Origin of the sequence: Bacillus sp. YBWC18 (assembly GCF_002998775.1) — a bacterium.
GTDB lineage: Bacteria > Bacillota > Bacilli > Bacillales > Bacillaceae > Bacillus.
This window is the reverse complement of the sequence record NZ_PVRI01000001.1, coordinates 430,804-444,661: the sequence shown is the minus strand read 5'-3', so window position 1 is coordinate 444,661 and position 13,858 is coordinate 430,804. Positions and strand designations below refer to the sequence as shown.

Annotated in this window: 11 protein-coding genes and 1 pseudogene; 3 read left to right on the top strand and 9 right to left on the bottom strand. The window is 41.5% G+C overall.

The features are described from left to right. Positions 1–42: 42 nt before the first annotated feature. A complete protein-coding gene (locus C6348_RS02350; RefSeq protein WP_034662790.1) occupies positions 43–582 on the bottom strand; it encodes an RDD family protein in 540 nt (179 codons plus the stop codon). Positions 583–883: 301 nt separating this feature from the next. Between C6348_RS02350 and C6348_RS18840 the strand changes: the two genes are divergently transcribed. Further along, on the top strand, positions 884–1,036 hold the full coding sequence (locus tag C6348_RS18840; RefSeq protein ID WP_162839369.1) for a hypothetical protein: 153 nt from the start codon (positions 884–886) through the stop codon (positions 1,034–1,036). Between the two features lie 62 nt (positions 1,037–1,098). On the opposite strand, the gene C6348_RS02345 is transcribed toward C6348_RS18840, so the two are convergent. Beyond that, the gene (locus C6348_RS02345) at positions 1,099–1,983 is read right to left on the bottom strand and encodes a cation diffusion facilitator family transporter (RefSeq protein ID WP_106041736.1); all 885 of its coding nucleotides are present in this window, start codon (positions 1,981–1,983) and stop codon (positions 1,099–1,101) included. 292 nt (positions 1,984–2,275) lie between these two features. On the opposite strand from C6348_RS02345, the gene C6348_RS02340 reads away from it, so the two are divergent. Further along, positions 2,276–3,445 (top strand): aminotransferase A, encoded by a 1,170-nt coding sequence (locus C6348_RS02340; protein WP_106041734.1) that lies wholly within the window; start codon positions 2,276–2,278, stop codon positions 3,443–3,445. Between the two features lie 25 nt (positions 3,446–3,470). On the opposite strand, the gene C6348_RS02335 is transcribed toward C6348_RS02340, so the two are convergent. Together C6348_RS02335 and C6348_RS02330 are read right to left on the bottom strand one after the other, a co-directional pair. Next, positions 3,471–5,300, bottom strand: coding sequence for a PAS domain-containing sensor histidine kinase (locus C6348_RS02335; protein WP_034662800.1), 1,830 nt, complete (start codon positions 5,298–5,300; stop codon positions 3,471–3,473). 155 nt (positions 5,301–5,455) lie between these two features. After that, positions 5,456–7,582, bottom strand: a complete 2,127-nt coding sequence (locus tag C6348_RS02330) for a peptidoglycan D,D-transpeptidase FtsI family protein (protein ID WP_106041732.1) — start codon at positions 7,580–7,582, stop codon at positions 5,456–5,458. A 336-nt stretch (positions 7,583–7,918) separates the two neighbouring features. On the opposite strand from C6348_RS02330, the gene C6348_RS02325 reads away from it, so the two are divergent. After that, entirely contained in the window at positions 7,919–8,719 is an 801-nt protein-coding gene (locus tag C6348_RS02325; RefSeq protein ID WP_034662807.1) for a CAP domain-containing protein, read from the top strand. Positions 8,720–8,958: 239 nt separating this feature from the next. On the opposite strand, the gene C6348_RS02320 is transcribed toward C6348_RS02325, so the two are convergent. The 5 genes and pseudogenes from C6348_RS02320 to splB all read right to left on the bottom strand — a co-directional run bounded on the left by C6348_RS02320 (position 8,959) and on the right by splB (position 13,811). Further along, on the bottom strand, positions 8,959–9,831 hold the full coding sequence (locus tag C6348_RS02320) for an NAD(P)-dependent oxidoreductase (RefSeq protein WP_106041730.1): 873 nt from the start codon (positions 9,829–9,831) through the stop codon (positions 8,959–8,961). A 13-nt stretch (positions 9,832–9,844) separates the two neighbouring features. Next, entirely contained in the window at positions 9,845–10,630 is a 786-nt protein-coding gene (locus tag C6348_RS02315; RefSeq protein WP_106041728.1) for an SDR family oxidoreductase, read from the bottom strand. A 75-nt stretch (positions 10,631–10,705) separates the two neighbouring features. Next, on the bottom strand, positions 10,706–11,653 hold the full coding sequence (locus tag C6348_RS19265; protein ID WP_411266099.1) for a methyl-accepting chemotaxis protein: 948 nt from the start codon (positions 11,651–11,653) through the stop codon (positions 10,706–10,708). Beyond that, a pseudogene (locus tag C6348_RS19260) lies at positions 11,645–12,580 on the bottom strand (cache domain-containing protein); the annotation flags it as partial. The gene C6348_RS19265 and the pseudogene C6348_RS19260, both read right to left, overlap by 9 nt. 202 nt (positions 12,581–12,782) lie before the next feature. After that, positions 12,783–13,811, bottom strand: coding sequence for a spore photoproduct lyase (gene splB, locus C6348_RS02305; RefSeq protein WP_034662821.1), 1,029 nt, complete (start codon positions 13,809–13,811; stop codon positions 12,783–12,785). Positions 13,812–13,858: the final 47 nt, after the last annotated feature.

Below are 13,858 nucleotides of genomic sequence, written 5' to 3'. Positions count from 1 at the left end.
CAAAAAGCACCCCTTACTATTGAGCAGAGGTGCTTTTTTTCTTTATTTCTTCACAACAATCGTACTTGCAATTAAATCGTGAAGCGCTTGTTTTTTCTCTGTGAAAAAGGCAATGATGTACCCAATACATAAGATTGGAGACAAAAAGACTTTTGCAAAAAAGCGGCCAGTTGCTCGTCCGAATGTTATTTTTTCGCCCGTTACTTTTGTCACTTTGATCCCAAGAGCCATCTTACCAAGAGTTCCTTGCAGTTTTGATGCTTCCATAATAGCGTAATAAAGCCATGTCAACACGATACCGATTAAGATCGATGCTACGTAGAAAAAGATAAGTCCCATAATGACAGCCCATTCTTCATCCGTCATGACGGTTGTGGAATAGTAATAGCTGTCATCCTCTAGCATAAATGCTGCCTCTGGGCTTGAGACAAAAAAGAGTGTGAACAAAATAAACATGATGAAGGCATAAGGAACACTGATAATGACGCCGTCCAAAAGGTGGGCAAGAAAGCGGTAGCCCACGCCTGCTAGCTCAGGATGCTTCTTTTCTTGAATGTGTGGTTCTGTTATGTTTGTTTCCATCCTATTTCTCCTTTATTATGTATGTTTTCTATAAATTTCTTATAATCATTCGTTATTATATCTTATGAATATAGTAAGATCAATGGAGCTGTACACTTTTACATATATTTTAGATCAGTTTGTTCTTAATGTTTTATGTGAATAAATACTGAAAATTTGTGAAAATCATGGCACTTCTAGTTCTTTTACCTCCTGATTTTTTAACATTTTGTGATATTTTCGTCTTGTTTCCATTCTGCTGTTGACAACCGCTCTTCACATGGTACAATAGTCAAGGATTTTTTAAAGAAAGGTGTTCATGATGGGAACTGTCGTACTATTAAAGAACAACGAAATGACTGTGATTGAAGATATTTGCGAAGCTGATTTTTTGGACATGAAGCATGATTTGTCAAATGATGACGCAGCTTATATCTCTTGGTATGAAGATTACGATACTGCTTATGGATATTGATTTCATTTCATAGATGAAGCGTAAAAAAAGGCGATACAACCTAAGTTGGTTGATCGCCTTTTTTACGTTTGTGAAGTTCTTTCACTTTCAGGTTCTACATGAATAAAGATTTGTGCATGCGGAAATTCTTGCTGAATCTTCTCTTCAATTCGATCACATAATTGGTGAACATCTTCAATCGTTGTCTTACCATCTACAATCAAATGGAAATCAATATATTCCTCTGCACCGGATCGTCTTGTTCGAAAATCATGATATTCGATGAACTCTTGGCTGAATCCTTGAATGATTGCTTCTATCGATTGTTCTTCCTCGGGTGTGAGCCTGGCGTCTACAAGCGGCGGGAAGGCTTCTTTCATGAGTTTAAATGCTTCACGCATAATAAAGAGAGCAAGTATCATTCCAATGATCGGATCTAGGAAATACCAATCGGTTAATGCTACAAGCAATAAACTGAATGCGACCCCTAGTGACGTATACACATCTGTTAACAGGTGCAATGCATTCGATTTCATGGCAACAGAATGCACTCGCTCCGCCTCTTTGTTCACAACCTTCGATACAATAAAATTGATGAGCGCGCCTATCAGCATCACCACAATGCCAAGCACAGGCAGCTTGACTGGCTCTGGGTGCATTAATTTGTGAACACATTCGTATATGATCCAAATGCCAGCAACGAAAATCAGCAAGGTCTCAATCGTTCCTGAAATATTTTCGACTTTTCCATGTCCATAAGGATGTTTAGAATCTGCTGGCTTTCTTGAAATACGAACAGAGATAAATGCAATAAAAGATGCCATTAAATCGAGAAAAGAATGAATGGCTTCTGATAAAACGGCAACAGATCCAGTGAGCAGACCTACAATGATTTTTAAGATGACAACCAATGTGTTACTTATCACGGATAGAAACGCTATTTTCGATGTCTTCGCTGATTGTTCCATCTATCGTCCTCCTTTAGGAGATCGTATGTCTATGAAAGCAATTCCCATGACCTGATTCTCACGTTCTTTCAGTTTACACAGTTGTGACGTTTTCTAATCCTGTTCACCGCAGCCTGTATTTTCTCGTGAGGTTACGCTATAATAAATGTTGCTCTTTCTTCAATATATCACTCATGCTGTGATGAATAGGAGAATAGACTACAGATAATGATATCCAGTGCCTTTCGCGGGTGACATTTATGCAGTGAATGGTAAAATAGGATAAAAACATAAATTTTTAAGGTGATGAGAAATGGAGCATTTGCTGAATCCAAGAGTAAAGGATATTGAAATTTCAGGCATTCGAACATTTTCAAATCTCGTATCGTCATATGAGGATGTCGTTTCTTTGACGATAGGCCAGCCCGATTTTTATACGCCGCATCATGTCAAAACAGCTGCCAAAGCAGCCATTGACGAGAATTTCACCTCGTACACTCATAATGCTGGTTTCCTAGAGCTAAGACAAGCGATCCAGCACTACATCAAGAAGAAAGTCAATCTTGATTATGATGCAGAGGCAGAAATCATTGTGACGACAGGTGCAAGTCAAGCGATTGATGCTGCGTTTCGAACCATTTTGTCAGAGGGTGACGAGGTCATTTTACCTGGACCTGTCTACCCTGGCTATGAACCGATCATTCGAATGTGCGGCGGGAAGCCCGTACATATCGACACAACGAATGCTGGCTTTAAATTAAATGCCAAACTGATTGAGGATGCATTAACGGAAAAGACAAAGTGTGTTGTACTTCCTTATCCTTCGAATCCAACTGGTGTCACGCTTTCGGAAGAAGAATTGAAAGAGATTGCCCAGCTCCTTGAAGGAAAAGACATCTTTATTTTATCAGACGAAATCTATAGCGAGCTGACATTTGACCGGCCGCATCATTCAATTGCCTCTTTCTTAAAGGAACAGACCATTGTGATTAATGGACTGTCTAAATCTCATAGCATGACCGGTTGGAGGATTGGCTTTTTATTTGCTTCAGCTCCAATTGCTAAACATGTATTAAAAGTACATCAATATAACGTGTCTTGTGCCTCGGCTGTCTCACAAAAGGCGGCACTTGAAGCTGTGACAAATGGTGTGGATGATGCACTCATCATGAGAGAGCAATATAAGAAAAGACTCGATTATGTATATGATCGGCTCATTTCTATGGGGCTTCCGGTCATTAAGCCTTCTGGCGCTTTTTATATTTTTCCATCCATTGAATTGTTTGGGATGAGTTCCTTTGATTTTTGTATGGAGCTGTTAGAAAGTACAAGACTTGCTGTTGTACCAGGCTCTGCTTTCTCTCCACTCGGCGAAGGGTATGTGCGTCTGTCCTATGCTTATTCACTTGAAACACTGAAAGAAGGACTTGACCGCCTAGAACAATTCGTCCTTGAAAAACGTTCAATTCATTTCACAGACTGAAACAACGGCTCTCATGCCGTTGTTTTTATTTTGCAGGAAACATGATGTGAAATACGGTGCCCTTTTCGGGATGACTATCCACACGGATCGTCCCGTTGTGATTTTCTAAAATATTAAATGTCACCATGAGGCCAAGTCCAGTGCCTTTTTCCTTTGTCGTTAAAAAGGGCTCTCCTATTCGCTTCATGACCGATTCAGGAATGCCGACCCCTTCATCACGAATGGTGACGAGAATCCCATCTCTTTCTGCTTTGGCCGTAATGTCAACCTTACCTCCGTCCGGCATGGATTCGACGGCATTTTTGATTAAATTGATAAACACCTGCTTGAGCTGATTTTGATCCCCGTTCATCAGGAGATCCTCTTCTATCTCACTTGTGTTCATTAAAATACCATTTAAGTTCGCTTGTGTTTCTAATAGAGCCGTGACTTCGCTGATGATTTTTTTCAAATCAAGTGTCTGCATCGATGCCGTTTGCTGCGGTTTTGCCAGCATGAGCAACTCGCTTAATATAATCTCTATCCGGCTCAGCTCAGAGAAAACAATCTCGAAATATTGATCGCGATCTTTTGTTTTCGGTTTAATGAGCTGCAAAAAGCCTTTGATAGCGGTCAATGGGTTCCTGATTTCATGTGCAATGCCAGCTGCCAATTGACCTGCGATCGATAATTTTTCAGATCGGAGCATGAGCTCTTCTGTCTGCTTACGTTCCGATATATCTCTTAAAATAATTTGAACGGCTGTTTCCCCAAAGAATGTGGTTGGGATACACACCATTTCAGTATAAATCAGCTTGTGTTTAAATGTATGACAGCTCATCGTGACAATCTCGGAATCTGATGCTCTTTCAATAATACGCGACAAGCTCTTTTTCACTTTTTGCTGGTCACAGGAATGGATCTGGTGGAAAATATCCTTTCCTATTAATTTATCGTAATGCTCGGCTTCAAATAATTTAATGCCTGATTCATTCATAAACACCCATTTATGATCATGAATGACCGCAATCGTATCAATGGAGTTTTGGATGAGCAGCTGATACCGCTCCCGGCTTTTTTGAAGAACGGTTTGGAATTTCTTACGGGATGAGATGTCTACTAACAGCAAAAGCTCTGCCTGCTGATTTTGATAGATCGTAGGTGATGACTTCACTTCGATATGAATGCTGCTTCCATCTTTCCGCTTCCAAATCTGTTCAATCATTCCGACTGGAAGACCTTGCTGCAGCCTCGTAATTCGGCTTCTCACAATGTCATGGTACTCCTCAGCAATAAAGTCAAATGCAGATTTGCCGATCATGTCATCTCTTGTACATACCCCCATTAATTGAAGCATCGCATCATTCGCATAAACAATTTCCCCTAATATCGTAATACACAACGGATTTGGCAGCATGGCAATCAATTGTTCAGCTTCACTGACATGTTGGAAAGCCGGCAGACTGCCTAACGACTGTTCTGACACTTCTGATGTTGTTTGAAATGCTGCTTTTTGCGGTTCAGCGTCCAGCACCCTCATTTTTAGGATCATTTCTCTACTTAATTCGCTGTCTAACTCATCACAAGCAACAAAATCAATACTTGCTTCAATCCATACAGCTGTTAGATCACTTCTAAGCAGCCTAAAGTGGCAAATCTCTAGCATGTGCTGATTATAGAAATAACTCTCGACGAGAAATTGATCTTCGGTATGAACATAGTCTTTCAAAAAACACCCTAGTAAATCCTTTTGTTCATAGAGCAAAAGCTGCTTACAGTTAGAAGAAATGTAGAGAAAGCGGCCATTAGAAGAAAGAACGGCATGTAAATCGATATTCGAATAAAGCTGATTCGAATCTTTCATTTTTTGTTCCATCGTCGTCCGACCCTCCTTTTCATTTTTTAGGGTTGTCCTTAGATTGATGTATAAAAAAGATTCGCTAGAAAACCCGTATTTTCCTTCCGTCATCGAGGGAAACGTCCATATTTTCAACAAAAAAGAGCACATTCTCTTGCTGTGCTCTCTGCTGTTTACTGCTTTTCATATTTCTTTTGTAATTCAACGTACTTATCAATAATTTTACTTGGGATGGTTTTAATGACGGAATCTTTATCTGAGACATAAGGTGTCACGACACTAAAAGCCACCTTCGGATTGGACGACGGATAATATCCCCCAAAGGTTAAATTGTATGTGGGATTTCCCCACCAGCTGCGGTTGGCACCATAGTAAAAGGTTTGGGCCGTCCCTGTTTTTCCAGCGACATCATGCTGACCAAAGCGGCCAGCGGCAGTACCGCCTGTCGATGTGACCATTTTCAGCCCCATTTTGACGCGGTCAATATCTGCTTTCGAGTTGTTAATCGTGTTCAGCACCTTCGGCTCATATTTTTTCACGACTGGGCCTACTTCATCCTTCTTCGTTGGAAGGTGAACGCTTTTCACCACTCTTGGCTGAACGCGATTTCCTCCATTGGCGATCGTCGACATGTACTGGGCAACTTGAAGCGGTGTATACGTGTCATACTGGCCAATTGCTTCATCGAGCAAAAGTCCGCCGACCGTCTTAGGATGTGTCTGCATCCCGCTTGATTCCTGCGGCAGGTCGATCCCTGTTTTTACGCCAAGACCGAATTGCGCATAATAGTTTCTCATTTTTTGCAGGTGCTCAGGTCTTGCCGGTAACGGACCATCCTTTTGATAGGTGATGCCCGCCATTCTCATCGCTACTTGGAACATGTAGACGTTGGAACTTTTTTGGAGAGCCTGAAGATCATTGACCCATCCAAGAACTTTGTATGACCGTTTCGGCTTTCCACCACTTCCTGCAAAATAGAGCGGTGTATCCATATAGGATTGGTTGTGCGACATTCCGTCCTGATAACCGCCAAGTACTGTGGCTCCTTTGACAACAGAGCCCATTTCGTACTGGGTCGTAAATGTTCCGATGGCATAATCTGTGACGTCTCTGCCATCCATTTTCTTGCCAGACATTGCGAGAACATCCCCAGTGTTAGGGTCCATCATCACGACAAATGCGCGGTCCATCATATAGTTTCTCGCACTAGCGGATCTAAGCTCTGATTCGACGATCTTGTCGACTTCCTTTTGCAGCTCCATATCAAATGTCAGTGCAAGATCAAGTCCTCTTCGTCCCTCTGTCCGCTTGATTTCATCGAGCAGCTTCCCGCCAACCTGTGTATATTGAACAGTCGCTTTCTCTGGATTCAGAAAATCCTCGTATTGATACTCTAAATAGCTCTTCCCTACCCGGTCATTTCGCGAGTAGCCTCTTGCCATATAGTAATCTTCACGCTCTTTTATAATGCCTTGCTCTGGTGTGGTCACACCGCCAAGTACATTATAAAGGGTCTTTTCATACGGGTATTTTCTTGTCCAATCATTGATGACATTTACACCATGCAGTTCATCCAGATGCTCTGACACAAGTGAAATCTCTTCATATGTCAAACTCACGGATGATGTCTGCTTTGACTCTTTTGTTTCATCGAGTAAAGCCACTTTTTCGTCCCCTTTTTTCTCTTCATTTGGGTCCATTGCTTTCACGATTTGAGGCTCAAAGGCATATCCGCCTGTAAATCTACGATAGATCGCTGCAACTGCTTTTTCCTCTGCATCCTTTTCGATCGCCTTGACCTCTTCCTTAGGCACACGCTCTACTTGAAGCGGATAGACATCCTTTGCTTTAAGATCCTTTTTCTCTGCTTTTGAAATGAGCTTATCCGCTTCTTTCGGATGGCTCGCCAGCCAAAAATCTCGAATGTCACGCTCTCTCAAAAAATCAGTATCCATTTTTATATAAGTCGCAAGTTTTCTTGCTACCTTAATCTTATCCTTCGCTTTCACACCGCTTTCTGATGTATAAACGATGGCAGGTACACTTTCGTTATCAACGACGACTCTTCCTCTCGCGTCATACATTTTTCCTCTTGGGGACGGGTATGATGCTGTTTTGACCTCTGTTCGGTTTGCTTGCTTTTTATAATCCTCACCATTGACGATCTGCAGCACACCAAGCTTGATCACAAGTCCAGCAAATAAACTAAAGACAGCGAAGAAAAAGAGATTAATCCTCCAGGCGTTCCGGCGCTTGATTTTTTTCTGCTCGGCACCACCTTGATGCTGTTTCTCTCCCACTTATGTAGCTCCTCTCATCCTTTCAATCTTTTACAATTACCACTCATTATTGTAACACTTTTGTAATAGTTGTTACAGCGAAACAAGTGAAAAAAAGCTGTCAATCCCTATTATGCAAAAAAATATACTAACACTTTAAAATATTGGTATGTTTATGTCGTTTTCTTTAAATGGAAGAATTCCCTATCCTTTGATATGAGGCGGCTTTTTTTATGACTTTAACAAAAATGACAAACAGGCATTGTCAATGGAGGATGCTGGTACGTTTATAACAAAAAGTCCATGTTATGATTTTCTGTGAGAAAACAAAACAAAGATTTTAGGAGGAGTTACAATATGAAGAAGAAATCATTCTTTTTTTCAGCGCTAACGGCTGCTGCACTCATCACGTTCACTGGAGGACATTCAGCTGATGCGAAGGAGCTTAACCTGAAACAAGTGATACATGTACAGCATCAAACCATTGATCTTCATACATTAGCTGCAAAATTACATATCTCTTCAGATGTAAACAAGCTAAGCAAGTCGAATCAAAAAGAGATCGAAGCTCTTTTAAACAAGCTGATCAAAAGCGGTCAACCTGTTACTGGCACAAAAGTGGTGAAAGAAGTAAACAAAGCAAAAAATGAACAAAAACAAGAATCAGTGAAAAAACCAACTGCTTCTAAACCAAGTACGCCAGCTAAACAAAACACAAACAACAATAACAACACAAAAGCTGACCAAAAAGACACAACGGCAGCAAAAGCAGACAGCAGCTTGAATGCATTTGAAAAAGAAGTCGTTGAGCTTACAAATAAAGAGCGTGCAAAACAAGGGTTAAAAGCACTTTCTGTTGATTCAAAACTAAGCAAATCTGCTCGCGCAAAATCTCAAGATATGAAAGATAAAAACTATTTCTCTCATACAAGCCCAACTTACGGATCTCCATTTGATCAAATGAAGCAATTCGGTATCACTTACAAAACAGCAGGTGAAAACATTGCCCAAGGTCAAAGATCTCCTCAAGAAGTTGTAACTGCATGGATGAACAGTGAAGGCCACAGAGCAAATATCTTAAACAAAAACTATACACATATCGGTGTTGGTTATGTGAAATCTGGCAACTACTGGACGCAGCAATTCATCGGAAAATAAGATATCTAAAAAACCTGTCCCTAAGTGGGACAGACCAGATTGTTGACAAAGGGCTAAAATGATCTTCATTTTAGCCTTTTGTCTTCTTTTCAGCGTGATAGAAAACCTTTGCAGCCCTAGGAAGGACGAGTACCGGAAGCGGAGCGAATTTGACATTCGTGAGCACCGGCACGCAGGACTGACACCGAATGCGAGGGTTTGTCTACACGCTGACCTGTCTCTAAGTGGGACAGGTCTTTTTATTTTACCCATAATTTATATATACTCTGTGTGCCGCTGTTTTCTTCGCCCTGTTCGCTCAGCTTTTCATAAAGTGACTTTGCAAGCGCGAGTCCTGGCATTTCTTCTCCCATCAGTTCTGCTTCCTCAAGTGCAATGCCCATATCCTTGATAAAATGCTTCACGTAGAACCCTGGCTCGAAATCACCTTTCAGCATTCTTGGTGCAAGGTTTGACAAGGACCAGCTTCCTGCCGCGCCCGTTGTAATGCTTTTGAGCACATGCTCTGGATCAAGTCCTGATTTTTCGGCATAGGCCATGGCCTCTGCAACGCCTACCATACCTGCTGCGATCGCAATTTGGTTACACATTTTGGTATGCTGACCGCTTCCTGCAGGTCCTTGATATTGAATGTTTTCGCCCATTTGCTCAAATAAGGGCAGGCACGCTTCATAGGCTGATTTTTCTCCGCCAATCATAATCGCAAGCGTTCCATTTTTTGCCCCTACGTCTCCGCCAGAAACTGGTGCATCTAATGCAAACAACCCTTTTTCTTTTGCTTTCATTTCAATTTCTTTTGCCAGCTGAGGCTTCGATGTAGTCATATCAATCAGATAGGTACCAGGCGCAGCATGTGCCACAAGCCCTTCTTCACCTAAATAGATTTCTTCTACATCTGATGGATATCCTACCATTGTGATGACAGCATCTGCATGTTCTGCAATCTCCTTCACTGCCGGCTTCCATGATGCGCCTTTTTGAATGAGTGCATCTGCTTTCGCTTTTGTTCTTGTATAAACGAGAACTTCATATCCGGCTTCCATTAAATGTCCTGCCATACTGCGTCCCATAACACCGATTCCAATAAAACCAACTGTTTTGATTTGTGTCATCACTTGTTCCTCCTTAAAGAGACTTTGTCAGTCCACCATCAATCATGAGTGTTTGACCTGTCATATATGTATTGGCTTCAGATAAAAGAAAAGCTGCATATGCTGCAAATTCCTCTGGCTGTCCGTAACGGCCAAGCGGAATCGCACGTTCAGCCTGTGCTTTGATTTCTTCAACTGTTTGGTGCTCTGCCTGTGCGCGGTGCTTGTCCAGCTGTTTGACGCGGTCTGTTTCAATTTTCCCTGGGGCTAACGTATTGATTAAAATGCCATCCTTTGCAAGCTCCTGAGCGGCTGTTTTTGTCCAGCCGGCAATAGCCGGTCTAAAAGTATTTGACAGCATCAAGCCTGGGATCGGTTCTTTCACTGACATAGACGCAATGTTTAAGACGCGTGCGCCGTGTTTTTTCAAATAAGGCAATACCTCTTTTAATAATCGAATATAACTGAGTAAATGAAGCTGAAATGATTCCATCCAGTCTTCATCTGTTAAGGTTTCAAGCGTCCCTGTTTTAGGCCCGCCTGTATTGTTCACAAGAATGTCTAGACACTTCTCATCACCAGCTGCCGCTTGAACTAGCGCCTTGATTTGCTGCGCGTCAGACACATCACATACTTGATAAGTCAGCTTTCCTTTTACAAGCGGAGATAATTCTTTGACTGTTTCTTTCAGCGTGTGCTCATGCCTTCCTGAAAGCATCACATCCGCTCCCTCTTTTGCTAGAGCAAAGGCAATGGCTTTTCCAATACCTTGACTGCTTGCAGCGACCAAGGCTTTTTTTCCAGATAGATTGACATCCATGTCAACACCTCCTCTACTCTTATTTTATCATACAAAAAGAACCTTGCTCACGTCGCAAGGTTCCTTTCCGCTTGATTACAGCTTAAACCGATCAACCGCCTGACGTAATGCCTGGCTTGATTCGTTCAGCATTTCAGTCGAAGTTTTCGTTCTTTCTAAAGCTTGGACTTGTTCATCTGTAGACGCATGCACTTCCTCAGCTGAAGCCGCAGATTCTTCTGAGATCGCAGCAATGCTTTGAATGGAGTCATTCATTTTCTGCTGTTCGTCTGTCATTTCATTGATCTGTGTATGAATGCTGTCAATTGAGCCGACAAGTGCCTGCATTTCCATTGTGATGCTGCTCAGTGCCTCGCCTGTTGCATTAATGGCTTCACCTTGTTCCTCATTCATCTTACTTGCTGCCGTCATCGCTTCAGCCGCCTTTTTCGATTCATCTTGAATGAGTTTGACGGTTTCACTAATGTGTTTGGTTGATTGTGCAGATTGTTCAGCAAGCTTTCTGACTTCTTCTGCAACAACAGCAAATCCTCGTCCGCTTTCTCCGGCTCTCGCTGCTTCAATGCTTGCATTCAGTGCAAGTAAATTCGTTTGATCAGAGATTTCAGAGATGGCGGTCACAACGTTTTCAATATTTTTCGTTTTATGTTCAAGGTCAAGCAGCATTTGCTCCACTTTCTTCGATTCCTCGTTCGCTTGTGTTGATTTTTGAACGAGCATACCTAGTGCATCGAGCCCTCTATAGCCTGCATCTTCAGATGATTTTGAGTTGGCTTGCATTTGCATGGCAAGCTCACCCATATGACGTACTTTTTCATATAAATGCTCTGATTTCTCATTAATCGTTTCTGCTTCTGAAGCCTGCTTAGACGCACCTGTTGCCACCTCTTGAATGGCCGTTGCAATCTGTTCGCTCGACAGTAAGGTTTCATTTGAAATTTGCGTGACTTCATCCGTTGATGTCACTACTTGGTCTGAAGCCCCTTTTACTTTTTCAATTAACTCTCTGATCCTCTCGGTCATTTGATTAAAGCTCTTCGTGAGGAAACCAATCTCATCTTGAGATTTCGTTTCAAGTGAGCTGGTTAAATCACCTTCAGACACCTTACGCACATGCTCGATCAGACGCTTGATTGGCGTTGTGATGCTTCTTGCTAATAAGAAACTGAGAATGATCGCAAGAACAATGGCAATGACTGAAATCATGATGCTTGTCTGATTCATTTGTTCTGTGATCCAAAGCAGTTTCTTTTTCTCAAAGCTGACACCTATTGTCCAATCGGCCTCTTTGATTTTAGATATGACCGTCAGTTCTTTGTTATCATCAAGACCGGAATTGTCGATCGCTTTTTTTACAGAAGCGACTTTTGATATGTTTTTTCCTTGCTCAGTTGGATGTGCCAAAATCGTTCCTTTGCCATCAACTAAAAAAGCGTTTCCCATATAAGGAATCTTTTGTTCCTTTATATACGATTGAATGGAAGACAGCTTCAAATCAAGTCCTGCGACTCCAACAACCTTTCCATTTCGCACAATTGCCTTGGTGGCTGAGACAACCATTTCATTCGTTGCTTTATCAATATACGGATCTGTCCAGATGACTTCATCAGGCTTTTCAGTCGAATTGATAAACCAATCTCGCTTAGTTGGATCATATCCTTCACCAAAATCAGACTCTGGGAAGGCAAACATTTTACCGTCACTTGTTCCTATATAGGCAAGTGAGATGAGTTCATCCTGCTCCTGCAAGACTTTTAGTTCATCGTTTTCAAAGGCTAATGTTTGTTTTGTTTGCTTTTGTGCAAAATCTTCAGTCAGTGTACTTGTTGCCAGTTTGTTAATTGTACCCCCGTAATTATCAAGCTTTTGTGCAATAATATCTCTCATGCTTTCTGCTGTTGCCGCTGTGGTGGTTTTTGCATCCCGTTCAATGAGTGGTGTTAATACCATGTTGGAACCCACTTGAACGGCAACGACGGTTAAAATTAAAATAACTGAGATGAAAACAGCTATTCTCACTTGAAGTTTCTTAAACATCTCATCACCCCTACATCCTACTTTCGCATCTTATTTTGTATATCGGCAAAATTGGTACCGCATTCAATAGTTGTAAGAAAATTTAAATAGAAAAAACAAGCCATAAAGGCTTGCTTTAAGTAAAATATTCAATTTTTGCAGACGGAAAGTACTGATCGATATATGATTCTAACGTCTGTCTTAGTTCTTGTTCCTCATCTTTTTGGTAGATATATTTCCCAATTCCATATCTACCCCACTTGTAACGTCTTTTTTCTTCATCCAATTCTAATTTTGATTTCGGATAGTTTTTTTGGATCACACGCTTCGCTGGTTTTGTAAAACGATGCTGAATCATTTCAAAGGTGATATCGTGCCTGACATCTTCAGTTAGGGCTGCATCGAGCTTTTCAAAAAGAACTTTATATCCTTCCTGCCAGCCTTCGTGAATGTAAATTGGGGCAATAATAAAGCCAAGAGGATAGCCTGCTTTTGCGACCTTGACAGCTGCTTCAATCCGCTGATCTAACGGTGATGTTCCGGGTTCGAAATATTTAATGACATAATCCGCATTGATACTAAAGCGGAATCTTGTTCGGCCATTATGCTTTGCATCAAGTAAATGATCGACATGATGAAATTTGGTGACAAAGCGAAGCTTACCAAGATCAGTCTGGCCGAAGTATTCAATCGCTGCCTTTAGTGTATGTGTCAAATGGTCAATTCCTACAATATCTGAAGTACAAGAAGCTTCAAATCTCGTGATTTCAGGCGCACGCTCGTTCATGTACTGCTCCGCCTGATCTAATATTTCTTCAACATTCACATATGTTCGAATGTACGGCTTACTTCCCATTGTCGTTTGCAGATAGCAATAATGGCAATGCCCCATACATCCAGTCGCAAATGGGATCGCATACTCTGCAGATGGTTTAGACGTATCAAACTTCAACGTTTTCCTCACACCAACGACAAGCGTTGATTTCGCATTACGATACTTTTGCAAGTCATTTTTACCCGGAATATTTCTTACTTGGTTATGTGAAGTCGTTTCTCTTATTTCAATACCCATACCCTCGAACTTTTCCTTCAGCTCTCGTCCTAACGGGTACTCTAACGCCCTTGGTTCAATGTAAACAAGCTGGGGCACAAAAGGTTTGATCATATTTAGCACATCCTTACCTTATAGGTTTTCATACGGTTACTTTAACC